The sequence below is a fragment of the Hankyongella ginsenosidimutans genome (assembly GCF_005144965.1).
Lineage (GTDB): Bacteria > Pseudomonadota > Alphaproteobacteria > Sphingomonadales > Sphingomonadaceae > Hankyongella > Hankyongella ginsenosidimutans.
In genome coordinates this window covers 803,506-828,456 of sequence record NZ_CP039704.1, presented here as the reverse complement: position 1 = coordinate 828,456, position 24,951 = coordinate 803,506, and the positions used below count along the sequence as shown (strand labels likewise).

The 24,951-nt window shown below is 63.8% G+C and carries 29 protein-coding genes, 1 tRNA gene and 4 pseudogenes; 22 read left to right on the top strand and 12 right to left on the bottom strand.

Features of this window, described 5'->3' with window-relative positions; translation table 11 throughout:
- Positions 1 to 9: 9 nt before the first annotated feature.
- The 9 genes and pseudogenes from E6W36_RS04765 to E6W36_RS04750 form a co-directional block, all read right to left on the bottom strand.
- On the bottom strand, positions 10 to 1,092 hold the full coding sequence (locus E6W36_RS04765) for an aldehyde dehydrogenase family protein (protein ID WP_246048132.1): 1,083 nt from the start codon (positions 1,090 to 1,092) through the stop codon (positions 10 to 12).
- A gap of 5 nt (positions 1,093 to 1,097) precedes the next feature.
- Positions 1,098 to 1,334, bottom strand: a complete 237-nt coding sequence (locus tag E6W36_RS17935; protein WP_246048131.1) for a hypothetical protein — start codon at positions 1,332 to 1,334, stop codon at positions 1,098 to 1,100.
- A 325-nt stretch (positions 1,335 to 1,659) separates the two neighbouring features.
- The gene (locus tag E6W36_RS21785; RefSeq protein WP_342776802.1) at positions 1,660 to 1,800 is read right to left on the bottom strand and encodes a hypothetical protein; all 141 of its coding nucleotides are present in this window, start codon (positions 1,798 to 1,800) and stop codon (positions 1,660 to 1,662) included.
- An 80-nt stretch (positions 1,801 to 1,880) separates the two neighbouring features.
- Positions 1,881 to 2,759 (bottom strand): annotated as a pseudogene (locus tag E6W36_RS17930) (TonB-dependent receptor); the annotation flags it as partial.
- A 274-nt stretch (positions 2,760 to 3,033) separates the two neighbouring features.
- Positions 3,034 to 3,492, bottom strand: coding sequence for a hypothetical protein (locus E6W36_RS17925; RefSeq protein ID WP_246048130.1), 459 nt, complete (start codon positions 3,490 to 3,492; stop codon positions 3,034 to 3,036).
- Between the two features lie 79 nt (positions 3,493 to 3,571).
- Positions 3,572 to 4,198 carry a TonB-dependent receptor plug domain-containing protein gene (locus E6W36_RS17920; RefSeq protein ID WP_246048129.1) on the bottom strand — a complete coding sequence of 209 codons (627 nt, stop codon included), beginning with the start codon at positions 4,196 to 4,198 and terminating at the stop codon, positions 3,572 to 3,574.
- A gap of 474 nt (positions 4,199 to 4,672) precedes the next feature.
- Entirely contained in the window at positions 4,673 to 4,951 is a 279-nt protein-coding gene (locus E6W36_RS17915; RefSeq protein WP_246048128.1) for a hypothetical protein, read from the bottom strand.
- A gap of 112 nt (positions 4,952 to 5,063) precedes the next feature.
- Positions 5,064 to 6,242 carry a tyrosine-type recombinase/integrase gene (locus tag E6W36_RS04755; protein ID WP_246048127.1) on the bottom strand — a complete coding sequence of 393 codons (1,179 nt, stop codon included), beginning with the start codon at positions 6,240 to 6,242 and terminating at the stop codon, positions 5,064 to 5,066.
- Positions 6,211 to 6,286, bottom strand: a tRNA-Met gene (locus E6W36_RS04750). Before E6W36_RS04750 ends, E6W36_RS04755 begins: the two co-directional genes overlap by 32 nt.
- A 227-nt stretch (positions 6,287 to 6,513) precedes the next feature.
- Between E6W36_RS04750 and E6W36_RS17910 the strand changes: the two genes are divergently transcribed.
- The 5 genes from E6W36_RS17910 to E6W36_RS04735 all read left to right on the top strand — a co-directional run bounded on the left by E6W36_RS17910 (position 6,514) and on the right by E6W36_RS04735 (position 9,169).
- Entirely contained in the window at positions 6,514 to 6,993 is a 480-nt protein-coding gene (locus E6W36_RS17910) for a hypothetical protein (protein ID WP_246048430.1), read from the top strand.
- A complete protein-coding gene (locus E6W36_RS17905) occupies positions 6,915 to 7,226 on the top strand; it encodes a glycoside hydrolase family 3 N-terminal domain-containing protein (protein WP_281277507.1) in 312 nt (103 codons plus the stop codon). Before E6W36_RS17910 ends, E6W36_RS17905 begins: the two co-directional genes overlap by 79 nt.
- Complete coding sequence (locus E6W36_RS20350; protein WP_281277450.1) at positions 7,205 to 7,372, top strand: glycoside hydrolase family 3 N-terminal domain-containing protein; 168 nt, start codon at positions 7,205 to 7,207, stop codon at positions 7,370 to 7,372. Before E6W36_RS17905 ends, E6W36_RS20350 begins: the two co-directional genes overlap by 22 nt.
- 109 nt (positions 7,373 to 7,481) lie before the next feature.
- The gene (locus E6W36_RS04740) at positions 7,482 to 7,658 is read left to right on the top strand and encodes a hypothetical protein (protein ID WP_222874562.1); all 177 of its coding nucleotides are present in this window, start codon (positions 7,482 to 7,484) and stop codon (positions 7,656 to 7,658) included.
- Positions 7,631 to 9,169, top strand: coding sequence for a glycoside hydrolase family 3 C-terminal domain-containing protein (locus E6W36_RS04735; protein WP_222873921.1), 1,539 nt, complete (start codon positions 7,631 to 7,633; stop codon positions 9,167 to 9,169). Before E6W36_RS04740 ends, E6W36_RS04735 begins: the two co-directional genes overlap by 28 nt.
- Here the strand turns inward: E6W36_RS04735 and mnmA are convergent.
- Positions 9,132 to 10,262 (bottom strand): tRNA 2-thiouridine(34) synthase MnmA, encoded by a 1,131-nt coding sequence (gene mnmA / locus E6W36_RS04730; protein ID WP_222873920.1) that lies wholly within the window; start codon positions 10,260 to 10,262, stop codon positions 9,132 to 9,134. The genes E6W36_RS04735 and mnmA overlap by 38 nt on opposite strands.
- Before the next feature lie 353 nt (positions 10,263 to 10,615).
- Here mnmA and E6W36_RS04725 point away from each other — a divergent pair, with 353 nt between their 5' ends.
- The 17 genes and pseudogenes from E6W36_RS04725 (at position 10,616) to E6W36_RS22975 (ending at position 23,480) form a co-directional block, all read left to right on the top strand.
- Positions 10,616 to 10,816, top strand: coding sequence for a hypothetical protein (locus E6W36_RS04725; RefSeq protein ID WP_222873919.1), 201 nt, complete (start codon positions 10,616 to 10,618; stop codon positions 10,814 to 10,816).
- A gap of 104 nt (positions 10,817 to 10,920) precedes the next feature.
- Entirely contained in the window at positions 10,921 to 11,553 is a 633-nt protein-coding gene (locus tag E6W36_RS17900) for a hypothetical protein (protein WP_246048126.1), read from the top strand.
- Positions 11,483 to 12,016 carry a flagellar hook-length control protein FliK gene (locus E6W36_RS20345; protein ID WP_281277506.1) on the top strand — a complete coding sequence of 178 codons (534 nt, stop codon included), beginning with the start codon at positions 11,483 to 11,485 and terminating at the stop codon, positions 12,014 to 12,016. The genes E6W36_RS17900 and E6W36_RS20345 overlap by 71 nt, the downstream gene beginning before the upstream one ends.
- Before the next feature lie 78 nt (positions 12,017 to 12,094).
- Positions 12,095 to 12,760, top strand: a complete 666-nt coding sequence (locus tag E6W36_RS04710; RefSeq protein WP_222873916.1) for a flagellar hook assembly protein FlgD — start codon at positions 12,095 to 12,097, stop codon at positions 12,758 to 12,760.
- A gap of 28 nt (positions 12,761 to 12,788) precedes the next feature.
- Positions 12,789 to 14,132: a flagellar hook protein FlgE gene (locus E6W36_RS04705; RefSeq protein WP_222873915.1), complete on the top strand. Its 1,344-nt coding sequence runs from the start codon at positions 12,789 to 12,791 to the stop codon at positions 14,130 to 14,132.
- Between the two features lie 175 nt (positions 14,133 to 14,307).
- Positions 14,308 to 14,595: a CtrA inhibitor SciP gene (gene sciP, locus E6W36_RS04700; RefSeq protein WP_222873914.1), complete on the top strand. Its 288-nt coding sequence runs from the start codon at positions 14,308 to 14,310 to the stop codon at positions 14,593 to 14,595.
- 215 nt (positions 14,596 to 14,810) lie between these two features.
- A complete protein-coding gene (gene fliF / locus E6W36_RS04695; protein ID WP_281277448.1) occupies positions 14,811 to 16,094 on the top strand; it encodes a flagellar basal-body MS-ring/collar protein FliF in 1,284 nt (427 codons plus the stop codon).
- A gap of 20 nt (positions 16,095 to 16,114) precedes the next feature.
- Positions 16,115 to 16,507, top strand: a complete 393-nt coding sequence (locus tag E6W36_RS04690) for a hypothetical protein (protein ID WP_222873912.1) — start codon at positions 16,115 to 16,117, stop codon at positions 16,505 to 16,507.
- Between the two features lie 12 nt (positions 16,508 to 16,519).
- Positions 16,520 to 16,876 (top strand): hypothetical protein, encoded by a 357-nt coding sequence (locus E6W36_RS21780; protein WP_342776801.1) that lies wholly within the window; start codon positions 16,520 to 16,522, stop codon positions 16,874 to 16,876.
- Positions 16,792 to 17,541, top strand: coding sequence for a flagellar motor switch protein FliG (locus E6W36_RS04685; protein WP_342776800.1), 750 nt, complete (start codon positions 16,792 to 16,794; stop codon positions 17,539 to 17,541). Before E6W36_RS21780 ends, E6W36_RS04685 begins: the two co-directional genes overlap by 85 nt.
- On the top strand, positions 17,531 to 18,283 hold the full coding sequence (locus E6W36_RS04680) for a FliH/SctL family protein (protein WP_222873911.1): 753 nt from the start codon (positions 17,531 to 17,533) through the stop codon (positions 18,281 to 18,283). The genes E6W36_RS04685 and E6W36_RS04680 overlap by 11 nt, the downstream gene beginning before the upstream one ends.
- Entirely contained in the window at positions 18,249 to 18,506 is a 258-nt protein-coding gene (fliN, locus tag E6W36_RS04675) for a flagellar motor switch protein FliN (RefSeq protein WP_425459684.1), read from the top strand. Before E6W36_RS04680 ends, fliN begins: the two co-directional genes overlap by 35 nt.
- 132 nt (positions 18,507 to 18,638) lie before the next feature.
- Complete coding sequence (locus tag E6W36_RS04670) at positions 18,639 to 19,298, top strand: motility protein A (RefSeq protein WP_222873910.1); 660 nt, start codon at positions 18,639 to 18,641, stop codon at positions 19,296 to 19,298.
- Between the two features lie 188 nt (positions 19,299 to 19,486).
- Positions 19,487 to 20,560, top strand: a pseudogene (locus E6W36_RS23940) (sigma-54-dependent transcriptional regulator); the annotation flags it as partial.
- Positions 20,557 to 20,700, top strand: a complete 144-nt coding sequence (locus E6W36_RS17885; RefSeq protein WP_246048124.1) for a helix-turn-helix domain-containing protein — start codon at positions 20,557 to 20,559, stop codon at positions 20,698 to 20,700. The pseudogene E6W36_RS23940 and the gene E6W36_RS17885, both read left to right, overlap by 4 nt.
- Before the next feature lie 126 nt (positions 20,701 to 20,826).
- A pseudogene (gene flhA, locus E6W36_RS04660) lies at positions 20,827 to 22,818 on the top strand (flagellar biosynthesis protein FlhA).
- A 410-nt stretch (positions 22,819 to 23,228) separates the two neighbouring features.
- Positions 23,229 to 23,480, top strand: coding sequence for a YqaA family protein (locus E6W36_RS22975; protein WP_425459683.1), 252 nt, complete (start codon positions 23,229 to 23,231; stop codon positions 23,478 to 23,480).
- Between the two features lie 111 nt (positions 23,481 to 23,591).
- Here the strand turns inward: E6W36_RS22975 and E6W36_RS17880 are convergent, their stop codons facing one another.
- Together E6W36_RS17880 and E6W36_RS04650 are read right to left on the bottom strand one after the other, a co-directional pair.
- On the bottom strand, positions 23,592 to 23,777 hold the full coding sequence (locus E6W36_RS17880) for a hypothetical protein (RefSeq protein WP_246048122.1): 186 nt from the start codon (positions 23,775 to 23,777) through the stop codon (positions 23,592 to 23,594).
- An 8-nt stretch (positions 23,778 to 23,785) separates the two neighbouring features.
- Positions 23,786 to 24,903: pseudogene (locus E6W36_RS04650) on the bottom strand (amino acid permease).
- Positions 24,904 to 24,951: the final 48 nt, after the last annotated feature.

The window sequence follows — 24,951 nt, the reverse complement described above, 5'->3', positions numbered from 1 at the left end:
GCAGCCACGTCAGAGGATCTTTTCGAAGATGTTGAGTAGTCCTTCGGTCTTGCTCGAATAGGGTGGCAGAAGTTGACCAAGCAGGCTGAGTTTCGGCTGAGAGAACACCGGCTTGTAATGAGTGAAGCGCTCGAAACTGGCGACGCCGGTATAGGCACCGATGCCGCTCTGTCCGATGCCACCGAAAGGCAGCCGGCGCTGGAAGACGTGCATGACCGTGCCGTTGAGAGTCACGCCGCCAGCGTGCGTTTCGGAAATGATCTTGCGCCGTTCCTCACTTTCGTCGCCAAAATAATAGAGCGCCAGCGGGCGCTCATGCCGGTTTACGTAGCGAATGAGCTCGTCTTCGGAGCGATATGGCATGATCGGCAGGATCGGTCCGAAAATCTCCTCCTGCATCATCGCCATGTCATCGGTAACGTCGAGAACCGCCAACGGCACGATCCGATGCCGTTCAGGAAGCGTTCCATCGCCGTTGTCCGAGAGGTTGAGCACCGTCGCGCCCTTGGCTTCGGCATCATCGAGCAAACCTTGGAGCCGCGCGAACTGTCGGTCATTGATGATACTGGTGAAATCGGGGTTGCTTGCCGCGTTGGGGTAGCATTTGGCAACCTGAGCGCGGAGTGCGGCGACGAAGCTTTCCATCTGATCGACATGGACGAAGGCATAGTCAGCGGCGATGCAGGTCTGGCCGGCGTTGAGCAGCTTGCCGAACACTAAGCTTTCACAGACTTGTGCAAGCGATGCACCCTTGCCCACGATGGCAGGGCATTTGCCGCCAAGTTCCAGAGTAACAGGTGTAAGGTTGGCAGCCGCCGCTTCATAGACTTTGCGGCCAACCGCGGGTGAACCGGTGAAGAGAATATGGTCGAAAGGTAGGGCCGTCATCGCCTGTGCCATGTCGGGCCCGCCCTGGACAATCGCGAATTCCTCTTCGGCGAAATACCGGCGCACAAGCCGCTCGCTGGCTTCGGCGGCGTTGGCGGAAACTTCGCTCGGCTTTGCGATCACGCGGTTGCCGGCCGCCAATGCACCGGCCGCGCCAACGAATATGGTGCCGAGCGGATAGTTCCACGTGCCGAGAACGCCCACCACACCTAGGGGCTGGGGACCAGGCGCGATGAACCGGGAAGGCCGAAGATGTCAGTCTTCACCCGCCGCGGCCTCAGCCACGTCTTCAGATTGCGGCGCGCAAATTTAATTTCCGATATGCCAAGCATCAGGTCGAGCAGGATAGTCTCGTAGCGGGATCGAATGCCGAAATCGGCGGCAACGGCATCGACCAATTCGTCTCTGTGCTGCTCAAATATCCGGCCAAGCCCGAGCAGGTCCATGCGTTCTTCGTAGCTGCGCGAAACCTGCTCACGCGTCCCTTCGCGTTGGGTCGCGAAAATTCGTTCCAGCTCAGTTCTGTTCCGAGACGCATCCACGTTAAATCGTCCGGAGGCGCGCTGGCCGCTCGGCGCTGCTCGCCTGGGCGGTGCTTTCAGCTGCGCCGATCTCAGTGATCACAGCGCGCTCGATTCTGTACGCCGTGCCGATGAATGAGGGACCGTTGCCGGTGGAACGCATCATGGATACTCCTCGGTCTGAAAGTCAGGTCGAAAAATCGGGGCAGCGGGCGGGAGAGGATGCCCGCCGCCCCCGTCGCAGCAGCGATCAGAACTTGACTGTCGCTTCGACGCCATAAGTGCGCGGCATGCCGCGGTTCAGATAATCGTAGCCGAACACGTTGATGTTGAGGCCGTAGGTGTAGTAATATTTGTCGAACAGATTCTTCGCCCACAAGCTAACCGACATATTGTCGTGCGCATAGGTTAATCGCGCATTGGCGAGCCAGTAGCCCGGATTTGCGCATGTAATCGCCTTACCCGCGAGCGTTATGTTCGATCCCGCTGGGGTGTATCGCACGGTGTCTGCCCATAATTCTTGAACGGATCAAAATAGTACTTGCCCATGTAGGACGCATCACCGCGCAAGGTCAGCTTGTTGGTGCCGTCATCGATCATATCCCAGTCGAATCCGGCCTGGAACGTAACCTCCGGCGCGTTCGGGAAGGGATTGCCGTTGACGTTCAATGTCGGGCTGGCCGGGTTTGCCGGATCGATCACATTGCCTTTGTACTTGCTGTTGAGATAGCCCAGCGAAGCATCGAAACGCAACGTATCGGCCACCTGCCAGGCGAGTTCGGCCTCGCCACCGAACAGGCGACCATTGGCGCTGCGCGTGAAGGTTGTAGCGCCGACCACCTGCGTTACTTGGTGATTCGAATACTCGTAGTAGAAGCCCGCGAGGTTAAGTTGGACGCGGCGATCGAACAGCCGGGTTTTGAGCCCCGCCTCATATGCATTCACCTTTTCAGGCTGGATATAATAGACTTGATTGACGCCCTGATAGGCAAGCCCGTTGAAGCTGCCGCTGCGGTAACCGCGACTGTACTGGAGATAGCCCATGATATCATCGGCGAACTCATAGCTGACATTGATACGGCCGGTTAGCCTGTTTGCCTTTTCGCGCTGCTCAAGCGGCGCGAGATTGGGGTTGTATGGATTGCTGTAGGGGATCAGGTTGACAACCGGCGTCGTACCGTCGAGCGCATAGAGGAAAGTGCTGCCGTTAAGGTAATTGACCTTATCCTGGGTGTAGCGTGCACCCACCGCCACGGTCAGCCGCTCGGTCGCTTTCCAGGTTACGTCGCCGTAGATCGCCTTCGAGGGGCGCGACACGTCAAAACGCTGTTCGCCGAGGATCGGGGTGAACGGAGGCGCGCCTGCCCCGGCGCAGCCCGCCGAAAAGCTACCCCCATGCCGCCATTGCCCGTATTATTGATCGCGATGTCGGTCTGGAGTGCAATCAGCGAGCGTGCATCAAGGAAGCCGTTGGGATTGATCTCGATCGCGTCGCAGAATCCGGCATCGCCAGGCCCCAACGCCGGATTGGCGGCAAAGGCTGGGATATAGCGGATCGCGTCGGGCGTTCCGATTGCGGCGTTATTGTAGCTGCCCGGAAGACCGGCGCCAAGCAGCAGCGGCCTCAGCGCCCCGAAAAGTCCGGGTAGTTGACCGTCTTGACCTTGTCCCTGCCATAATAAAGGCCGGCAATGATATCGAGGCGGTCGTTCGAATAGCTGAAACGCAGGTCCTGGTTGAAATTCTTGCTCGTCGACGTGAGGCCGATCGAGCAGAGATCGGCTGGGCCGCCATCGCAATCATCAGGATTGTTGATATAGTCGCCGGTGTCGTAGCCGGTAATCGAGGTGACGGAGAATTGGTCGCTGACATCCCATTTGATGTTGAGGGCTATCCCTTTCGACTTGCTGATGTTCTTACCTACCCGATCAACTGCGACCTCATTGTCACGCAGCAACCGCCCGCCTAGGAAAGGTTGCGGATCGTAACGCGAATAGCCGAGCGCATCCTGCCCGCCCGCGAGTTGACCACCTGCATAGGGCGCGGTGCCCCATGGATCGTCCTTCGCGGCATAGAGCTTCAAATTGATGTCGAGATCGGGATCGGGCCGGAAGCGGATCGAGATGCGACCGCCGATCGTATCGGTGGTCCCTAGGTCGCGCTCATTCCCAGGCAGTACATTGCGCTGCCAACCATCCCCTTTGCAAAAGTACCGGCGACGCGGACGCCCAAGATGTCGGGAACCAGCGTCGCTTCAGCGGCGCCTGCACCGTGAAAGTGTCGTAATTGGCATAGCCGGCGGTCAGATAGCCATTGGCCTCTCCCAGATCCGGCTTGCGCGTGAAGAAGCTGATCGCGCCACCCGTGGTGTTGCGACCGTAGAGTGTTCCTTGCGGTCCGCGCAGTACCTCGACCCGGTCGATGTCATAGAGTTGCAGGCCATGGCTCGCCCGGAAGCTCTGATAGACTTCATCGACATAGACGCCAACCGGCGACGCAGTGGAGGCGGAAAATTCGTTCGCCACTGAAATCCCGCGCAGCGAGAAATTCGGTTGGGTGCGACCATAGGGAGTGGTGACTTGCAGGCTGGGGATCGCGCCCATCAAGTCTGAGGTCTCCGTGATGCCGCGCGTGCGCAGCGTCTCGCCGCCTATGGCGGAAACGGCGGCTGGAACATCCTGCAAATTCTGTTCGCGCTTCTGCGCCGTGACGACGATTGTCTCAAGGCCACCTTCCTGCGCCTCGGGCTTTTCGCCCTGCGATGCAGCGTCCTGGGCATGTGCCGGCACTGCAAGCGCACACGCGATCGATAGCGCGGTGGCACAAAGCAAATTTGTCCTAAAGGCTGTGACCATGACTGTCCTCCCCACGGCATTTTTGATTTGGCGCCATTTGCCGCGCCTTGGGGCTCATCGTCCAATTCAATTTGTTGGCGAACTATTCCTCCCACTCATTGATTAAGGACTGATGAGCCTGCACCGCTGACGCTTCGTGGCGACGCAAATAACCCCATATATTTCATTGAATTAGTCACGCTGAGCGCGTCCATCGGGACGGATGCGCGCGTTCTGCTCGCCCCAATCGAGCCCTTCCAGACGATGTATCGGCGTAATTGGCGGTCCCGGCGGTTTCCCTTGTCGAGTTGCAAGGGAATCAGCTATGATGAGATGTAGTGAGATACGGTTTCTTGGAGTTCATTCTACTATTCGCGGATGCATCTAAGTAGCTGATATTTCTAACAACTATGGCAGAAAACCGCGCCTCTAAATCGGCGGTTCTGACTTTTGAGGCTCATCGCGAAGCCGCCCGAAGGGGCGTTGCCAATACGGCTGTCTCTGGTCGCTTGGTGGCTGGTGCTGGATGGGAGCGGAACAGCGCATGAATTGTGAGAACTCGATAGGATTCTTCTCGACATTCGACACTGCGGTTGCCGCGTCGATCACGTCGGCCCAGTCTTGGAGCATCCGCCTTCGCGGTGTGAGATAGAGCGCACTGTTGTAAGCGCCGCGCACCTCATCCTCGTCCTCGTGAGCGAGCGCCATCTCGATCCAATCCGGCTTGTAGCGTTCGGCTTCGTTCGCCCAGGTCGAGCCGAGCCCCTAAACCCATGTACCGTCTGCCGATGGAGATACCCCATCCGATAACAGGCATAGATCATGGTGTTCTCGGAAATAGACTTTCCAGGCTTGGCTCCGGGAAGAGGAACGCATCGTTCGTCGCCTGCAAGCGGCGCTGAACGATCATTGCGGCCTGGCGGGACAGCGGAACAAGATGCTCACGTTCCATCTTCATGCGCTCCGGCGACAGACGCCATAGCGGGTTCGGTCCATAGAGATCCTCGAACTCGTCCCTGGCCGCGAAGCGGGTTTCGCTGGTTCGGACCCATGTGAGCAAGGTGAACAGCAGCGCGTCACGGGTGATCTCGCGGCGGCGCGGCGTGTCCTCGCCGTCATAGGCGAAGATCGCTCGCACCAGCTTCGGAAACTCCGCGAGCGGCACGCGCGCCATGTGCCTGACGGGCGGCTTGGGCTTGAGCGCATCGTTGAGGCCGAGCGTCGGATCGATGGTCGCCCAGCCGCTCGCGATCGCGAAGCGATAGATCTGGCTGACGTTCTGCTTGAGGCGACGGGCGATATCGAGGGCGCCGCGCGCTTCGACCGCGCGGATCATCTCGAGAATCTCGGGCGGGTCGATTTCCGTGATCGGACGCTTCCCGATGACCGGAAAGACGTCGCGCTCCATCCGGTTGATGACGCGCAGGGCATGGGCCGAGTCCAGCCCTTCAATACGATTGGCGTGCCAGGCCCGCGCAATCTCTTCGAACAGCTTGAGCGCGGCCCTCTGCTTCTTCGCCCGCTTCCTGGCCTCGGCGGGGTCCTCACCCTGATCGAGCAGCCGCTTGGCTTCGGTCCGCTTCTCGCGGGCGATCGCCAGCGTGACGGTCGGATATTTGCCGAAGCTCAGCAGTTTTTCCTTGCCGTCGAAGCGGTATTTCAGGCGCCAGAGCTTCGATCCGTTCGGCTGGACGAGCAGGTGCAGGCCTTCTCCATCGGACAGCTTGTAGGGGCGCTGCCGCTTGGTGGCGTATTTGACCTCAAGTTCTTTCAAAGCCATCTGGGGTATCGCCTGTTTTGGGGACAGCCGAAAAATACCCCAAAATACCCCCAATCCAAATCGCCGTGGGTGGCCGCAGCCGGTCGCACCGGGACGCCGGCGTACGCAACGGGACGCGAAAAATATTTGATTTTCCTCGAAAATGTCTGCCAGTGGCCTCAGTGGGTCACTGGTGGACAATCCGGGTTGGTAGCGGAGGAGGGACTCGAACCCCGACACGCGGATTATGATTCCGCTGCTCTAACCACCTGAGCTACTCCGCCCCACCTGGGCCGTTCGCGCATGCGCGAACAAGATCGCGGCACATACGGTAAACCGGGCCACGAGGTCAAGACGCCGCGCAGGGCGCCACGAAAGCGCCCTGCCGGGCCAGGCGCATTTTCCCGTTCAAATTGGGTTGATCCTGAAAATGTTTGCGCTACCATGGCGCAAAATACAACAGGCGCGCCATGTTTCATGCCGTGCGCCGCCTTGGGAGAAGGGGTATATTATGGATCGCCGTCTTGCGCGTGCTGCGTTTATTGCCTTGTGGCTGGCGTCTTCCGCTCTGCCGGCGTTTGCCCAGGTGCAGTCCCTGGAGACCGCGCAGGCCCGGGCGAAAGCCATGGTCGCCGCGATGACGCTGGAAGAGAAGGCTCGACAGATCGGCAACGATGCGCCGGCGATCCCGCGCCTCGGCATCCCGGAATACAACTGGTGGAACGAGGGTCTGCATGGCGTGGCGCGCGCCGGGATCGCCACTGTGTTCCCGCAGGCGATCGGCATGGCCGCGAGCTGGGACGTCGCGCGCATGCACAAGGTGGCGGACATCATCAGTACGGAGTTTCGGGCAAAGTTCGTCGAGCGCCGCAAGGTGAACGGCGGCAGCGGCTTCTACGAAGGGCTGACCGTCTGGTCCCCAACATCAACATCTTCCGCGACCCGCGCTGGGGCCGGGGGCAGGAGACCTACGGCGAGGACCCGCACCTGACGGGCGAAATCGCCACGGCATTCATCAAAGGACTTCAGGGCGACGATCCGACCCTGTTCAAGACTATCGCCACATCCAAGCATTTCGCCGTCCACTCCGGGCCGGAGTCGACCCGCCATCAGCAAGACTTTCACCCCAGCCCGCGCGACCTTGAGGACACCTACCTGCCTGCCTTTCGCAAGACGGTAATGGAGGGAAGGTCGGCTCAATCATGTGCGCCTACAACGCGGTGAATGGGGTGCCAGCGTGCGCAAGCGATTTGCTGATGGGCAAGTATCTGCGCCGGGACTGGGGTTTCAAGGGCTTTGTCGTCTCGGACTGCGGGCAGCCGCCAACATCTACCGTGAAGACTCGCTGCGTTACGAGAAGGATCCGGTGAAGGCCGTCGCCAAGGGCATCGGCGCCGGCATGGATTTGATCTGCGGCGATTACCGCAACAACATGACCACGGAGGCCGAGAATATCGTCGCGGCCGTCAAATCGGGGCGATGGCGCAGGCGACGCTGGATCAGGCGCTCACCCGGCTGTTCGAGGCACGGATCCGGCTGGGTCTGTTCGATCGCTACGAGACCCTGCCGTATGCGCACATTACCGCCAAAGACTACGACACGCCGGCGCACCATGCGGTGTCCTCGATATGGCGCGCGCCTCCATGGTGCTGCTGAAGAACGCCGGCAACCTGCTGCCACTAAAGAGCGCACCGGCGCGGATCGCCGTGATTGGCCCGAACGCCGACAGTCTGGATGCGCTGGTTGGCAACTACTACGGCACGCCAAGCGCGCCGGTGACGGTGCTCGACGGCCTGCGAGCACGCTTCCCCAAGGCGAAGATCGACTATGTGCAGGGCATTGGCCTGGTCGGCCCGGCGGAAGACCCGGTGCCGGAGGCAGCTTTCTGCGCGGATGAAGCGTGCCGGCAGAAGGGCCTGTATGCCGAGCACTTCGACGGGGTCGAACTGGCGGGCAAGCCGGTCAAGACCGGACTGGACGCTGCGCCCGCGATCGCCTGGCGCAGCACCGGCATGCGCAGCAGCTCGGCGCGCTGGTCCGGCTGGCTGACCGCGCCGGCCTCCGGGGACTATTCCTTCCGGTTTGCGTCCGAAAACGGCTACCGCGTCTACATTGACGGTAAGCCGGTGGTGGAGGAATGGGGTGTCGGTGATGCGCCGTCGCTGCTCTCGGGTGTCATCGCGCTCGAGAAAGGCAAGCGCTATCCGATCCGGGTCGAGGCCTTCCAGCGCGGACAGCGCGGCGAACAGCGGCTGGTCTGGCATGTACCGGGGTCGGACGCCACACAGGCTGTCGCGGCCGCAAGGGCGGCCGACATCGTGGTGTTCGTCGGCGGTCTGACCAGCAGGATCGAAGGCGAGGAAATGAAGGTCAAGGCGGAGGGCTTCGCCGGCGGCGACCGCACAAGCCTCGATCTGCCGAAGCCGCAGCAGCAGCTGCTCGAGCAGGTACACGCCGTAGGCAAGCCGGTCGTGCTGGTGCTGATGAACGGCAGTGCCCTGAGCGTGAACTGGGCGGACAAGCATATCCCGGCCATCGTGGAAGCCTGGTACCCCGGCGGTCAGGGCGGTACGGCCGCCGCCGAGCTGATCGCCGGCGACTTCAGCCCGGCGGGACGGCTGCCGGTCACCTTCTACAAGTCCGCCGAGCAGTTGCCGCCATTCGACAGCTACGCGATGGACAACCGTACCTACCGCTATTTCAAGGGCGAGGTGCTCTATCCGTTCGGTCACGGCCTCAGCTACACGCGCTTTGCCTATGCGCCGCTCAGCGTTCCGGTCGAAGGCGACGCCGCGAAAGGACTGGAGGTCTCGACCGAGGTCCGCAATGCCGGCGCGCGCGCTGGCGAGGAAGTGGTGCAGCTTTACCTGAACTTCCCGGATCGCCCCGGGGTGCCTCAGGTCGCGCTGCGCGGCTTCCAGCGCATCGCCTTGCAGCCCGGCGAAGCGAAGACGGTACGTTTCACCCTGACCCCGCGGGATTTGAGCGCCGTGACGCCGGAAGGGCAGCGCCTGGTGATGGCGGGGCAATATCGTGTGACGGTCGGCGGCGGGCAGCCGGGACCGGGGCCGCCGGGCAGTCGGCACGGTTCATGGTCGGCGCGGATACGCCGGTCGCGCCCTGACCCCGTCAGGCCGCCGTCTGCGCGGCATGAAGCGCGCGGGTAGTGCCGGCAATCCAACCGCCGCCAAGCACGCGGCCGCCCGCATAGAACACGGCGGCCTGACCGGGCGACACGCCATACTCAGGTGTCTCGAACACCACATGCGGGTTCGGCCCCGGCATGAAGCGCGCAGGTGTCGGCCGCGTGGTCGAGCGCACGCGCACCTGCACCGGCACGCCCTCGCTGGAGGGTGCGTCACCGAGCCAGTTGACCTCACGGACTGCAGCGGACGCGCAGGCAAGCGCCAGGCGCGGCCCGACGATCACCCGATGCTGGGCAGCGTCGACGGCGACCACATACAAGGGTTCCGCCAATCCGCCGATCTCCAGCCCTTTGCGCTGGCCGACCGTATAATGCACGATGCCCTTGTGCACGCCGAGCACCCTGCCATCCAGATGGACGATCTCGCCCGGCGTCTCCGCATCCGGCCGCAGTTTCTTGACCACGTCGACATAACGGCCCTGCGGCACGAAGCAGATGTCCTGACTGTCCGGTTTGGCGGCGACAGCAAGACCGAACTCGGCCGCCAGCGCACGCACTGCCGGCTTCTCCATGCCGCCAAGGGGAAAGCGCAGATAGTCGAGCTGATCGGGTGTGGTCGCGAACAGGAAGTAGCTCTGGTCGCGCGCGGGGTCGATGGCGGCATGCAGCTCGGGACCCCGTGCGCCGATGATCCGCTGCACATAATGCCCGGTGGCCATGCAGTCGGCTCCCAGATCGCGGGCGGTCGCCAGCAGATCGGCGAACTTGACCGTCTGGTTGCAGCGCACGCACGGGATCGGGGTTTCGCCACGCATGTAGGAGTCGGCGAATTCGTCGATCACCGACTGGCGGAACCGGCTTTCATAGTCGAGCACGTAATGCGGGATGCCCAGACGCGCCGCCACACTCCGCGCATCGTGAATGTCCGATCCGGCGCAGCAGGCCCCAACGCGCCCTACGGCTGCGCCGTGGTCGTAAAGTTGCAGCGTCACGCCGACGACGTCGTAGCCCTCGCGGGCGAGCAGCGCTGCGACGACGGAGGAATCAACGCCGCCTGACATGGCCACCACCACGCGCGTGTCGGCGGGCGCACGATCAAAACCTAGGCTGTTCATGGCGTGCTTTTACCTGCGCGGCTGAAGATCGGCAAATTCTGCGGGTGCGGCGGAATTTGCCGCCTGCCCGGCAGGGGCGGGCCGGCAGGAACTGCCATGCGCCACCGCCGAGGTCGTGCGCGCAACCCGGAAAGTCAAGGTTTGAGCAGCTCGCGGCACTTGGCCCGACCCTTGCTCAATATCCCTGCAAACAAGTGCGTCAGGAGACGACATGGGTTTCTCTTTTCAATCGCTCGGACAGTTGGGGCTGTTGCAGTCCTGCTCGGTGCCGGACCGGCCGTTGCGGGTCCGGGCGCTACGTTCCCGAGCGATACGCAGGACGGGGGCCGTTCAGCGCACTGCTGCAGCAGGCTTTGAGCACGGTCGACAGCACAGCCTTCACCGGGAGCGGATCGCTCAGCGGCGCGCCGACCACGTTCTCAGGCGTCGTGGACGCGGCACCGCAGCCATCGCCAATATTGTTCCAAGGTGTGTCGGCGGATCAGGATCTCGTGGCGGCACCCTACGGGTTCGACGAAGCTTACGATCCCTGGGCGCTCCCACGGATGTCCTGAATGCCGCGATCGCCGAGACACCAAGCGCCTTCAACGCCAAGATCGCGACCGCACTGCGCACACAGACGATCAAGGCGCAGTCGCCGGCCCCAGCGCAGCCCACTGTGCAACTGGCGCTCCCGGAATCGACCAACCCGATTGTGGCAGAAGACGTCCCACCCGCTGCGCCGCTTGATCCGCTCAACGAGGCGGCCGGACCGTCAACGGACGCCGCAGATGTCAGCTCGGATGGCGACGAAGCCGAACAGGATGCAATTGCTGAAACGCTGGTCGCGCCCACTGTGCTCCTCACGGTCCCGACGCCGCCGCTCGCCGCCGATCCTGCATCGCCCACTGCGTTCCTTGCTGTCCCGCCGCCGCTTGTCGCCGTCGCGCCGCCTGTCGAGGATGCAGGCGGCGGCGCCGACACCATCGCTGCGCTCGGAAGCGCAACCGCTCAAGCAGCACCGCTCGCTGCGCCTTCTGGGCAGCAGGTAGCAGAGCAAGCGCTTGAGGCAGGGGATACCGCCAAAACTCAGGCTGCGGTGCAGACGGGCAAACGCGAAACTGCCGAAAAACGACAGAAGCCGAATTCAAAACCGATCCTTCGTCCAAGGATACGCAGCGCAGCAGCGTTGCGGACGCAGGACCGGAGCGCAAGAGCAGCGCCACGCAGCCGCAGGAGCAATCCGGCAGCCCCGCCAAGCCGGAGGTCGCGCCGGCACCGCACCCTGCAAGCCACCGGCCGCCCGATGTAGCCCCGGCCTCCGGCACGCCGGCCGGCCAGCCAGTCGCGCAGTCAGCGTCCGTGCAACCGGCTCCCCTGCTGATCGCCCGGCCCTCGAGCGCGCGCACCCCGCGCCGGCCGCGGATCAGATCGGCACCGCCGTTGCGCGTGCGTCGAAAGATGGCCGCACGGAGATTCATGTTCGTCTCGACCCGGTGGAACTGGGCCGGGTCGAAGTCCGGCTGCACTTCCAGGCCGACGGCGAGGTTCGCGCCCAGGTGACGACTGACAATCCGCAGACGTTTGATCTGCTGCGTCGGGACTCGCAGAGCCTGGAGCGCGCCCTGCAGGACGCCGGCATCAAAACCGACAGCGGCAGCCTGAGCTTCAATCTGCGCCAACAGGATCATCAGGCCGGGCAGCAGGAACTCGCCAAGAACCACCGGGGCGGCAACGATTCCGGCGCATCCGGACGATCCGATCGCCTGCGGTAGCGGCACTGGAAGCCTCTACGCGCGGCCGCAAACCCACCAGCCTCTTCGACGTACTCGCCTGAGCGAAGGAACAACGACATGCCCTCAATCAATCCCGCATCCGCCACTGGCTTCGGCGCGTCGACGCCGGCGGAAAGCTCCACCAAGTCGCTGGCGGGCGACTTCAACACCTTTCTGACCCTGCTGACCAAGCAGCTTCAGTATCAGGATCCGCTGTCGCCGCTCGACACCAACCAGTTCACACAGCAGCTCGTCTCGTTCACGGGCGTCGAGCAGTCGATCCAGCAGAACAAGAACCTCGAGACGCTGATTGGCCTGTTCAGCGCCAACGGCCTCAGTTCGGCGACCGGCTACCTCGGCAAATCGGTCGTGGCGAACTCCGACATCCTGCTCGTGGGTGAAGATGGTGGCTCCTGGACCTATGCTCTTGGCGCCAATGCCGCCGAGACCGATCTGGTCGTGACCGATGCGCGCGGCAAGATCGTCCTGCAGCGATCCGGCGAGACGGAAGCCGGGGAGCATAGCCTGGAGATCAAACCGGGTGAACTACCGCCGGGCTACTATCAACTGACCGTCAGCGCCACCACGGACAACGGCTCGGATATCGCGACCGGCGTGTTCCTGCGCGGCGAAGTCACCGCCGTCGAATCCGCGAACGGCGCAACCCAGCTTATCGTCGGCAAGACCCCGGTCGACCTGACGGCCGTCAGCAGTATCGCTGTCCCACCGATCCAACAACAATAAGCGCACCACCAGCACACAGGAGAACACAATGAGCTTGTATTCCGCTCTCTATTCCGGCGTCTCGGGTCTCACCGCCTATTCGAGCGCGCTGAGCGCCATCTCGGACAACATCACCAACGTGAATACCGTGGGTTATAAGGGAACCTCAACGGAGTTCTCGACCCTGGTGACGGAGTCGCAGACCTTTGCACGTTACTCGGCGGGTGGCGTGCGCGCCATTCCGCGCACCCTGGTCTCGCGGCAGGGCCTGTTGCAATCGTCCAGCTCGCCGACTGACCTCTCGATTGATGGCGCCGGTTTCTTCGTGGTGCGCAATTCGCCGAGCGCAACAGCAGAAGGTGCCGTGCAGTTCACCCGGGCGGGCAGCTTCCGGCCGGACGCGGAGGGCTATCTGCGCAACACATCCGGCAATTATCTGCTTGGCTTCCCGCTGCAGGTCGACGGATCGGTGACCAACACTGGTAACGTCACGGATCTGGTGCCGATCCGCATCACCGAGCTGACCGGGACCGCGGAAGCGACAGAGAATATCCGCATCCGCGCCAACCTGCAGTCTTCTGACCCGCTGATCCCGTCGGTCGTGGCCGGCACCTACGATGTGACCAACGCTGCGAACAACGTCGCGACTGGCGGCGTGGTGCCCAACTTCAGCCGCGACATCGAAGTGTTCGATGCGCAGGGCGGCACGCACACGCTTTCGGTGTCCTTCGTCAAGACCGCGACGCCGAACCGCTGGGCGGTGGAAGTTTACGCCAAACCGGCCTCCGACATCACGACCGGCGCCGGCCTGACTGCCGGCCAGATCTCGCGCGGCACCATCGCCTTCAACAGCGATGGCAGCCTTGATGTGGCCAACACCACCCCGGCGCTGCTGGACCCTTTGAACATCGCCTGGACCAACGGCGCTTCATCCAGCCAGATCAGCCTCAACCTTGGCTCTGACAGCAATGTCGACGGTTTGACGCAGTTCGACAGTGTCTCGACCGTGATCTCGACCTCGGTCGACGGCGCGGTGTTCGGCAACGTGACCGGGGTCTCCATCGACCGTTCCGGCGTAGTCACGACCCTGTTCGACAACGGCTTGACCCGTGACGTGTTCAAGCTGCCGGTGGCGACTTTCCAGAATCCCGATGGCCTGACCCGCCTGCAGGGCAACGCCTACGGCGTCTCCGACTTCTCCGGCCGCTATGCGCTGGTTGACGCCGGCACTGGCGGCGGCGGCACGATCTCGCCGTCGACTCTGGAAGCCTCGACGGTCGACCTCGCTGCCGAGTTCACCAACCTGATCACGACGCAGCGCGCCTTCTCGGCCTCGACGAAGGTGATCACGACGGTCGACGAAATCCTCGCCGAGTTGAACCAGGTGATTTAATGGGCGTAACCCAGCGGCGGAAAACGTTTCTGCGCAACGCATTGAACGCCTTGCGCATTAGCGTCTCGTTCACACCGCTCACCCGTTTGTTTACCGAGTCGCTTAGGCGTTCCTTAGGTGACGACGTCTATGGTGATCCGACACGCATAACGCGACGGAGTGGAGTTGAAGTCCAATGATGGAGAACCAAAAGTTCCGACCGCACTCGGTGATCGGGCCTTTGGGCGAGCCGCTGACCTTGGATTCGCTGCCGCCCGCCAATACCCGGCGCTGGGTTGTTCGCCGCAAGGCGGAAGTGGTGGCGGCAGTCAAGGGCGGCCTGCTGACCCTGGAAGAAGCCTGCGAACGCTATCAGTTGACCAGCGAGGAATATCTCGCCTGGCAACGCTCGGTCGAACGCAACGGTATGCCCGGCCTGCGGGTGACGCGCGTGCAGCACTATCGGGCGCTGCATAACCGCTGATCGCATGGCATTCGACGCTGGCGACGGGTGTCGCCGGCGGCGGCTGCCGGGATATAGGACAATCCGCACCCGTAAATCTCCCATGAACGACCGGCCGTAACCGGTCGGCAAAAATGCCCAGCGTTTACGCGTCGTTTACGCTCAGCGCCTTAACTTGACGGCACAGCGCGCTTCCACACCCGGCAGCCGCCCTGCATCAGCCGTCGAGGACATGCGTGGAAAGCGTTAAATCTCTGGTCGACTCTCTGGGCGTCAAGCGCCTTGCCCTAATGGGCGCAACCGCGCTGGCGCTGATCGTCGGCCTTTATTTCCTCTCCTCACGGCTTGACTCGGCCGATTACGGTATTCTGTTCACCGACCTGCCGCCGGAACAGGCGCAGGGTATCACCGAAAGCTGCGCGGCCTCGGCGTACCCTTCAAACTCTCGGCGGACGGCACGACGGTCATGGCCCTCCGCCAAGGTACCGGAGCTGCGCATTCAGCTCGCAGGCGAGCAGATCACCGGCCAGATCGGCTACGAACTGCTGGACAAGCAGGACCCGCTCGGCACCAGCAGTTTCCTGCAGAACGTCAATCACCTGCGCGCGATCGAGGGCGAGCTGGTTCGGTCGATCGAAACCCTGAACGCGGTGGAGCGCGCCCGGGTTCACCTGGTCATGCCGGAGCGCCAGCTTTTCGAGAAGGAAGCGCACAAGGCGACCGCCTCGATCACGCTGCGCACGCGGGCACCGCTGACTCAGGCGCAGGTCGGCGCCATCCGTAACCTGGTTGCAGCGGCGGTCCCGGATCTGTCGCCTGATCATGTGTCCATTATCGACCAGAACGGCACCCAGTTGGCGCGCCCGGGTGACGACGCCATGGGAACTGCGTCCGCCATCGAAGAGCAGCGCGTCGCCATCCAGAACCGGCTGCGCGAGCAGATCGAGACCATGCTGGAACGCGTGGTCGGCCCGGGTCATGTCCGCGCGGAAGTCTCGGCCGCGCTCAGCCAGGACAATGTGCGCGAGGAGTCCGAAGTTTACGATCCCGACCGGCAAGTGGTCGATCAGCAGACCACGGTGCAGCGCACCAACCGGCAGAACGACGCCGACGGGACGTCCGGCGCGGTGACTGTCGCCAACCAGCTACCGGAAAACCAGGGCGGCCAGCAGGGTGGTCAGACCAGCAGCAGCGCTGCGGACGAAACCTCCGAGCAGGTCAATTACGCCAACAGCCGGACCCGCACCACGACGATCCGCGATGCCGGGGCTATCGCCAAGCTGACGGTCTCCGTCGTGGTCGATGGCGTCTCGGTCGCAGGGCCGGACGGCAAACTGGCCTATACGCCCCGTAGCGCCGCCGAAATCGCCAAGCTTACCCGCCTGGTCGAGAACGCCATCGGCTTCGACAGCGAGCGGGGCGACAGCGTGGTCGTCGAGAACCTGCGCTTCGTGCAGCCCACTGAACTTGATGGCATCGTGCAGGAGGCCTGCCGCTCGGCATTCAGGTCAGCGACCTGATCAATCTGGCACAGACTTTCGTGATCGGGTTGCTTGGGCTGCTCGCCTTCTTCCTGATCTTGCGCCCGATGATGAAGCGCTCGAGGCTGGAAGCCGCCGCCGTCGCCGGGGACGGCACCGGGCTGTCGCTTGAAGGGCAGGAAGAACGCCTCGCGCTGGCGCCGCCCGACCGCGGGCACGTGATCGCCGAACTGATCGATCGCGCCGCCGATGGCGACGACGAGGCGATCCGGCAAATCCAGGCGGCGCGCGAAGCCAATGCCGGCGCCTGTCCGTCGAGACCGAAATCGCCGTCGCGCAGATCGAGGGCAAGCTCAAGTCCACCGCAGTCAAGAAAGTCGCGGAAGTCATCAATCGCAATCCACTCGAGTCCGCGGCGATCATTCGCCAGTGGATGTATTCCTGATCCGTAGGAGCCTTGACCCATGACAGTCTTGGACATGGAAGAGATCAACAAGATGAGCGGCCTCGAGAAGGCGGCGACCTTCATGCTGGCGCTCGGACAGGAACATGGAAAACCTGTTTGGGAGTTGCTGACCGAGGACGAGGTCAAGGAACTCTCCCAGGCCATCTCGCTGCTGGGTGCAGTCAAGCGCCGACGGTCGAGAAGCTGTTCGTCCACTTCGCCGCCGAGGTCTCGACCATCGGCACCCTGCATGGATCGTTCGAGGCGGCCGAGCGCCTGCTCGCCGGCATCATGCCGCGCGACAAGGTCTCCCAGATCATGGATGAAATCCGCGGTCCGGCCGGCCGGACCATGTGGGACAAGCTCGGCAACGTGAACGAGCAGGTGCTGGCCACCTACCTGAAGAACGAATACCCGCAGACGGTCGCGGTGGTGCTGCAGAAGATCAAACCGGAGCATGCCGCGCGCGTCATCACCTCGCTGCCCGAAGACTTCGCCATGGAAGTGGTGATGCGGATGCTGCGCATGGAGTCGGTGCAGAAGGACATTCTCGACAAGGTGGAGAATACGCTGCGCGTCGAGTTCATGTCGAACCTGGCGCGCACCAGCCGCAAGGACAGTCACGAGACCATCGCCGACATCTTCAACTATCTCGACCGCCAGACCGAGGACCGCTTCCTCGGTTCGCTGGAGGAGCGCAACCGCGATTCCGCCGAGAAGATCCGCGCGCTCATGTTCACCTTCGAGGACCTGGCGCGGCTCGACCCTGGCGGCGTGCAGACTCTGCTGCGCAATGTCGAGAAGGACAAGCTGGGGCTGGCGCTCAAGGGCGCATCCGACAAGCTCAAGGACCTGTTCTTCACCAACATGTCCGAACGCGCGGCGAAAATCCTGCGCGAAGACATGGACGCCATGGGACCGGTGCGGCTGCGCGATGTCGATGAGGCGCAGCAACTGATGGTCAGCGCCGCCAAGACGCTCGCCGAAAGCGGCGACATCGTTCTGGCCGACAACAAGGGCGAGGACGAACTTGTCTACTGACAACGCCAAAGTTACGCCGTTCGCTTTCGACCGTCGTTTCGACGCCGGCGCGGGCGTCGCTGCGGAACGGGCGGCGCGGCAGCACGCCGCCGACCTCGAGGCGGCGCGGCAGGTCGCCTATCACGAAGGCCTGGCAGCCGGACGGGCGCAGGCGCTGGCCGAGATCGAGGCGGCGACGCAGCAGGCCGCCGAACGGGCCGTCCAGACCATGGCGCAGGCCTTCGCTGTGATCGACCGCGTCCAGGCGCAGGTTGTGGTCGACGCCGCCGAGCTCTCCCGTGATATCGGCGAGGCGCTGGCGGGATGGCGGCTTCGGGAGCAGCCCTCCGCCCTGATCGAGCAACTGGCGCATGAGGTTTTCGCAGCGCAGGCGCTGCAGCCGCGCCTGGTCGTGCGGGTGCATGACGAACAGCTTGATCGGTTGAAGGTGCGGCTGGAGGCAATCGCGCAGGGCCTTGGGTTTCATGGCCGCCTGATCTTCCTGTCCGATCCGGATCTGGGCCTTGGCGATTGTCTGATCGAATGGTCGGACGGCGGCGTCGAATGCCTGGGTCGCCAGCGGCGCGACGATGTCGCGGCGGCGCTGCAACGCTTTATCGCGGGTCAAAACCCCCGCGCGAAGAAAGGGCACACTGATGGCTGGGCCAGACGATTTCGATACGCAGGACGGCATGGGCACCCAGGTCGCGCTCGACGATCTGGGGCGCATGGCGGATCGCGACACGATTTCAAACCCGGATGACGAGATCCACTCTGCGTCCGAGCTGGAAGCGGTGTTCGACGTGCCGGTCAAGGTGCAGGCCGTGCTCGGCAAGGCGCGCATGGAAGTGAGCCAGTTGCTGCGGCTGTCGCCGGGCGCGGTGGTCGAGCTCGACCGCCGGGTCGGCGAAGCGATCGACATCTACGTCAACAACCGTCTGGTCGCGCGCGGCGAGGTGGTCATGGTCGAGGAACACCTGGGGTGACCATGACCGAAATCGTCAAGTCGGATCGCCACTGATGCTCGGCCTTGGCTTCTTTTCAGCGCTTGCGCCATCATCGTCGGCAGCCTGTGGCTGAGCGGCGACCCGCTGGCGTTCTGGAGCGGCGCGTCCGCAGTGCTGGTCGTGCTGGGAACGCTCGCCATTACCGGCGTCAGCCTGCAGCCCGGCGATGCCCGTCCGGTGTGGTCCGCGCTGAAGGCGCTGTTCGCCAGACCGCAGAGCGATGCGCGGCCGACCGCGCGCCTGCTGCTCGACCTCTCGGCCCGCGTGCGCCGCGACGGCCCCGTGGTGCTGGAGAAAGCCCTTGTCGGGCTGCGCGACCGGCCATTCCTCAAGCGTGCGCTCGAACTGGTGGCCGACGGCCTGAACCACGACAGCATCGAAGCGATCCTGAACGCCGAGATCGAAGCCGAGGGTCGCCGGCGCGGCCGGCTGGCCGAGCTGCTGCGCCGCGGCGCGGATGTGGCGCCCGCCATGGGTCTGATCGGTACGCTGATCGGCCTGGTCGGCGTGATGCGCGAACTCGACGATCCGGCGCGCATCGGGCCGGCGATGGCGATTGCGCTGCTGACCACACTCTATGGTGCCGTGCTCGCCCATATCGTGCTGCTGCCGCTGGCGCACCGCGCGGAAGCGCAGGCGGACGCGGAGACCGCGCATCTGAAGCTTATCGTCGCCGGTGCGGCGGCGCTTGGACAGGGCGAGCATCCCCTGCACCTGGAATCCAAACTCAACGCCCTGCTGCCGCCGACCGAGCGGGTGCAGGCGGCGTGAAGACTGCATAAAGACTAAAGGACTGAACATATGCGTCTCTTGATTGTCGGACATCTGGGCGGACAACTTGCCGTCGCCTCGCGCATGGCGATCGGCGCCAGCGCCAAGGTCGTGCATGCGCCCGACCATGCCGTCGCGCTCGATCAGATGCGCACCCGCGGCGCGGACGTCATCATGGTCGATGTTGCATGCGACATCGGCAGCTTCATCACCGCGTTGCGGGCCGAGCGTTTCTCGACCGAAGTGATCGCCTGCGGGATCGGCACCGACGCTCAGGCCGCCGTCAGCGCCATCCGCGCCGGTGCGAAGGAATATGTGCCGCTGCCGCCGGAAGCCGAACTGATCGCGGCCGTGCTGCAGGCGGTGGCGCAGGACACACAGGCGTTCATCTTCCGCGACCCAGCCATGGGCCGCGTGGTGCAACTGGTGGACCAGATCGCGCCGTCGGATGCTTCGATCCTCATCACCGGCGAGTCCGGGACCGGCAAGGAAGTCATCGCCCGCTACGTCCACTCCAAGTCGAACCGCGCCAACGAAGCCTTCGTTGCGGTCAACTGCGCGGCGATCCCCGAGAACCTGCTGGAGTCGGAACTGTTCGGCCACGAGAAGGGCGCGTTCACGGGCGCGCTCGCGCGGCGGATCGGCAAGTTCGAGGAAGCCAATGGGGCACCCTGCTGCTCGACGAAGTGACCGAAATGGATATCCGCCTGCAGGCCAAACTGCTGCGCGCGATCCAGGAGCGGATGATCGACCGTGTCGGCGGGGCAAAGCCGGTGCCGGTCAACATCCGTATCCTTGCGACTTCCAACCGCGACATGCAGGAGGAAGTGAAGAAGGGCACGTTCCGCGAGGATCTGCTGTTCCGTCTGAACGTCGTCAACGTGAAGCTGCCGCCGCTGCGCGACCGCCCGGCCGACATCAAGGTCCTGGCCGACCATTTCGCCCGCAAGTACGCCGAGGAGAACAGCATCGCTGCGCGGCCGTTGAGCGAGGAGGCACTGCGTATCCTGCTGTCGCACCCGTGGCCCGGCAACGTGCGCGAGCTCGACAACACCATGCACCGCGCCGTGCTGCTGGCCCATGGCGCCGAGATCGGGCCGGATGCGCTGGTGCTGCCGGACGGCAGCCGCCAGAGTTTCGCAGCCGTCGCCCCGGCCGCCGGCATTGACCCGGCGTTCGATGGTGAGGGGCAATCGGCACTGCCGGGCTGGTCGGCCGTACGGTCGCCGATGTCGAGCGCGACCTCATTATCGACACGTTGAAGCATTGCCTGGGCAACCGTACGCATGCCGCCAATATCCTCGGCATCTCCATCCGCACCCTGCGCAACAAGCTGAACGAATACACGGCGGCCGGTGTGCCCGTGCCGGCCGCCAACCTCTCCGAGCGGCTGGCGGTCTAACGCGTGGCTGAAGCACCCAGCACCACGGCCGGCGGCGGTCTGCCGCCGCAGCTCAGCCAGGTCCTGAACCGGCTGCACGCCAACCGCGACATCGTGGTGGCGCTTGGCGTGATCGGCATCATTCTGATGCTCATCCTGCCGCTGCCGACCTGGATGCTCGACTTCGGCCTGGCGCTTTCGATAACGCTCAGTGTGCTGATCCTGATGACGGCGCTGTTCATTGAAAAGCCGCTCCAGCTCTCGTCCTTCCCGACGATCCTGCTGGTGTTCACGATGTTCCGGCTGGGCCTGAACCTTGCCTCGACACGGTTGATCCTGGGCCACGGCCACGAAGGCACGCAGGCGGCGGGCGGCGTCATCCATGCCTTCGGCACCTTCCTGATGGGTGGGCAGACGCTGATCGGCCTCACCATCTTCGCCATTCTCATCATCATCAACTTCATCGTCATCACCAAGGGTGCCGGCCGGATCGCCGAAGTGGCCGCACGGTTCAGCCTCGACGCCATGCCCGGCAAGCAGATGGCGATCGATGCCGACATGTCGGCTGGCCTGATCGACGAGAACCAGGCGCGGGCCCGCCGCAAGGAGCTGGAAAACGAATCGACCTTCTTCGGGGCCATGGACGGGGCGTCCAAGTTCGTGAAGGGCGACGCCATCGCCGGTTTGATCATCACCTTCGTCAACATCATTGTCGGCCTGATCGTTGGCTCCGGCATCAACGGCCTGCCGCTGGGCGAAGCCTTCCAGACCTACACGACGCTGACCGCCGGCGACGGCCTGGTTAGCCAGATTCCAGCGCTCATCACGTCGACTGCGGCGGGCCTGCTGGTGTCCAAGGGGCGTCACCGGCAAGACGGATGATGCGCTCATCGGCCAGCTCACCGCCTATCCCAAGGCGATCGGCATTTCGGCCGGCATGCTGGGCTTCATGGCGCTGATGCCCGGCATGCCGTTCATCCCGTTCGCTGGGCTGGCGGGGCGCTCGGCTACACGGCTTATGCGCTTGGCAAGGGCCGGGCCGTCAAAGCCGCGCAGGACGCCGAAGCGGAAGAGGCCGCGACGATGGCCAAAGCGACGCCCGCCGAGGAGCCGATCGCGACGGCGCTCGCCATCGACCAGGTGCGCCTGGAGCTCGGCTACGGCTTGCTGAACCTCATCAGCGGCCCGCAGGACGGCTACCGGCTGACCGACCAGATCAAGGCGCTGCGTCGCCAGCTGGCGAGCGACTTCGGCTTCGTCATGCCGTCCGTGCGCATCCTCGACAACATGGCGCTGCCCGCCAACACCTACGTGCTCTACATCAAGGAGACAGAGGTGGGGCGCGGCGACCTGCGGCCGGAAATGCTGCTGGTCATGCACCCCTCCGGCGACGCGGTCTCGCTGCCCGGCGAGGATACGCGCGAGCCGGCATTCGGCCTGCCGGCCATGTGGGTCGACCGCTCGCTGCGGGACGAAGCAAGCTTCCGCGGCTACACGGTGGTCGACGCGCCGACCGTCATCACCACGCACCTGACCGAATCGATCAAGGAAAACATCGCCGACCTGCTGAGCTATGTGGATACCCAGCGCCTGCTCGACGAGATGCCCAAGGACGCGCAAAAGCTGATCGGCGAGATCGTGCCGTCAAAGATCACGGTGTCGGGCGTGCAGCGGGTATTGCAGAACCTGCTGAGCGAGCAGATTTCGATCCGCGATCTGGGCGCAATCCTCGAAGGCATCGCCGAGGCCGTCGGCTACACCCAGAGCCTGATCCTGATTACCGAACATGTCCGCGCCCGGCTGGCGCGCCAGATCAGCGCCGCGAACGCGCGCGGCGGCATCATCCAGCTCGTCACCTTGTCGCCGCTGTGGGAGCAGCGGTTCGCTGAAAGCCTGATCGGCGGCGGTGAGGAGCGGCAGCTCGCCATGGCGCCGACGACGCTGCAGGAATTCATCGGCGCGGTGCGCGACAGCTTCGAGGCGCAGGCCGCGCGCGGCGAGATGCCCTGCCTGCTGACCTCACCCGGCATCCGGCCCTATGTGCGCTCGGTCATCGAGCGGTTCCGCCCGGCGACGGTGGTGCTCAGCCAGAACGAAATTCACCCCAAGGCGAAAATTCGCGCGCTGGGCGCGGTTTGACGCCCCTCGATCTTGTGCGGTGCAGCGCAATCCGTTAGAGCGCGACGTCTTTAGATGGGAGCGTCATTGCGAGGAGGCCGCCAGGCCGACGCGGCAATCCAGACTCCTGACCAGGGATTTTGCTTCTGTGCACTGGATCGCCACGGCTGCTTTGCAGCCTCGCGATGACGGGTGAGGCAATTTGAGATCAGCGCTCTCCAGGAGCCCGCATGCTACGCAAACTCTATAACTGGACCATGGGCGTTGCCGCCAAGCCGAACGCCGAGCGCTGGCTGGCTGCGATCTCGTTTGCCGAGAGCAGCTTCTTCCCGATCCCGCCGGATGTCATCGCGGTGCCGATGGTGCTTGCGAACCGGGAACGCGCCTGGCGGCTGGCCGCCATCTGCACGGTCTCGTCGGTTCTGGGCGGCTTGTTCGGCTACGCGATCGGCTATCTGCTGTTCGAGACGCTCGGCAAGCAGTTGATCGCCTTCTATGGCTACAGCCATGGGTTCGACAAATTCCACGACATGTATGCCGAATATGGGGCGTGGGTGATCCTCATCAAAGGCTTCACCCCGATCCCCTACAAGCTGGTGACCATCGCCAGCGGCGTCGCCCATTACAATCTGGCGCTGTTCACGGTCCTCTCGATCATCACGCGCGGTGCGCGCTTTTTCTGATCGCCGCCCTGCTGAAGAAGTATGGCGCACCGATCCAGGTGTTCATCGAGAAGCGCCTGACCCTGGTGACGACCGGGCTGGTGCTGCTGATCGTCGGCGGGTTTGCCTTGCTCAAGCTGGTCTGACGACGGCAGGTCGCGCGGCACGCTTGCGCACCTGATAGGCGGTCAGCGCGAGGCCCAGAACGACCAGGCTGGAATAAAGTTCGATCGAGCGGCTGGGGCTGAGCGCCATCGCCACCATGATCGCGGCCATCGCTGCGACCGCAAACCAGCTTGCATAAGGGAAGAACCACATCTTGAGCGTCAGGCGCTCGGCGCCGTCGCTTGCAGCTTCTGCCGCTGGCGGATCTGCGCGACGGCGATGGTCGAATAGATGAACAGCATGATCGCGCCCGACGCATTCAGCAGGAAGGTGAACACCCGCTCCGGCGAAATCACAGAAGCAATCACCGCACCGTACCCGAACAGGCTGCCGATCAGGATGGCGCGTGCCGGCACCTTGCGGCGGTTCAGTTTCACCAGCGCCTGCGGGCGTCGCCGCGTACGGCCAGCGCGAACAGCACCCGCGAGGTGACGTACAGCCCGGAGTTGAGGCAGGACAGAACCGCGATCAGCACCACGATGTTCATGATCGTCCCGGCATAGGGGATGTGAATGGCGTCCAGAACGGCGGCAAACGGCGATTCGCCCGGCACAATGCTGGTCCAGGGCACAGCCGCGACGATCAGGCTGATCGAGACCACGTAGAACAGCAGGATGCGGGCGCACACCGACCAGGTGAGCCGGGCGATGGTGCGGGTCGGCTCGGCGGACTCGGCGGCGGCGATGGTGGCGATCTCCGCCCCGGTCAGCGCGAAGATGACACTGACGACACCGGAGAGCGGCAAGCCAGCCGTGCGGCGCAAAACCCCGTGGGCGACCAGATGGTTAGTGTCCGGGTCCGGGCGGCCGGTCAGGCCGAGCACATAGGCCCCGGCGATGGCAATGAACACCAGGATCGCCGCGACCTTGAGCGAGGAGAACCAGAACTCGAACTCGCCGTAGGAGCGCGCGGACATGAGGTTGACCGCCGTCATGACCAGCATCAGGCCCAGGCCGATTTCCCAGACTTCGAACGGCAGCCAGGCGCTCAAAATCTTGGCGCCGGCGATGGCCTCGATGCCGACCACGACCACCCAGAAATACCAGTAGAGCCAGCCGGTGACGAACCCCGCCCCGTTGCCAAGCCCCAGCCGCGCAAACTCCGTGAAGGAAGAAATGCCGGGGTTGGCGACCGCCATCTCGCTCAGCATGCGCATGACCAGCAGGATGACCAGCCCCGCCAGCAGATAGCTGACGATCACCGCCGGGCCGACGGTCGCGATCGAGGTGCTGGAGCCGACGAACAGTCCCGCGCCGATGATGCCGCCGATGGCGATCATCTCGACGTGGCGGCTTTTCAGCCCGCGCTCCATCTGCGGCGTGTCGGC

Excerpts from the sequence above, each read along its gene's own strand:
- E6W36_RS17935 (WP_246048131.1), bottom strand. The coding sequence starts at position 1,334 with ATGGACCTGCTCGGGCTTGGCCGGATATTTGAGCAGCACAGAGACGAA.
- E6W36_RS21785 (WP_342776802.1), bottom strand. The coding sequence starts at position 1,800 with ATGTCGGTTAGCTTGTGGGCGAAGAATCTGTTCGACAAATATTACTAC.
- E6W36_RS17915 (WP_246048128.1), bottom strand. The coding sequence starts at position 4,951 with ATGGCGCTCGCTCACGAGGACGAGGATGAGGTGCGCGGCGCTTACAAC.
- E6W36_RS17910 (WP_246048430.1), top strand. The coding sequence starts at position 6,514 with ATGGATCGCCGTCTTGCGCGTGCTGCGTTTATTGCCTTGTGGCTGGCG.
- E6W36_RS20350 (WP_281277450.1), top strand. The coding sequence starts at position 7,205 with ATGTGCGCCTACAACGCGGTGAATGGGGTGCCAGCGTGCGCAAGCGAT.
- E6W36_RS04740 (WP_222874562.1), top strand. The coding sequence starts at position 7,482 with ATGGCGCAGGCGACGCTGGATCAGGCGCTCACCCGGCTGTTCGAGGCA.
- E6W36_RS04735 (WP_222873921.1), top strand. The coding sequence starts at position 7,631 with ATGGCGCGCGCCTCCATGGTGCTGCTGAAGAACGCCGGCAACCTGCTG.
- mnmA (WP_222873920.1), bottom strand. The coding sequence starts at position 10,262 with ATGAACAGCCTAGGTTTTGATCGTGCGCCCGCCGACACGCGCGTGGTG.
- E6W36_RS04710 (WP_222873916.1), top strand. The coding sequence starts at position 12,095 with ATGCCCTCAATCAATCCCGCATCCGCCACTGGCTTCGGCGCGTCGACG.
- E6W36_RS04705 (WP_222873915.1), top strand. The coding sequence starts at position 12,789 with ATGAGCTTGTATTCCGCTCTCTATTCCGGCGTCTCGGGTCTCACCGCC.
- sciP (WP_222873914.1), top strand. The coding sequence starts at position 14,308 with ATGATGGAGAACCAAAAGTTCCGACCGCACTCGGTGATCGGGCCTTTG.
- E6W36_RS21780 (WP_342776801.1), top strand. The coding sequence starts at position 16,520 with ATGACAGTCTTGGACATGGAAGAGATCAACAAGATGAGCGGCCTCGAG.
- E6W36_RS04685 (WP_342776800.1), top strand. The coding sequence starts at position 16,792 with ATGCCGCGCGACAAGGTCTCCCAGATCATGGATGAAATCCGCGGTCCG.
- fliN (WP_425459684.1), top strand. The coding sequence starts at position 18,249 with ATGGCGGATCGCGACACGATTTCAAACCCGGATGACGAGATCCACTCT.
- E6W36_RS17880 (WP_246048122.1), bottom strand. The coding sequence starts at position 23,777 with ATGTGGTTCTTCCCTTATGCAAGCTGGTTTGCGGTCGCAGCGATGGCC.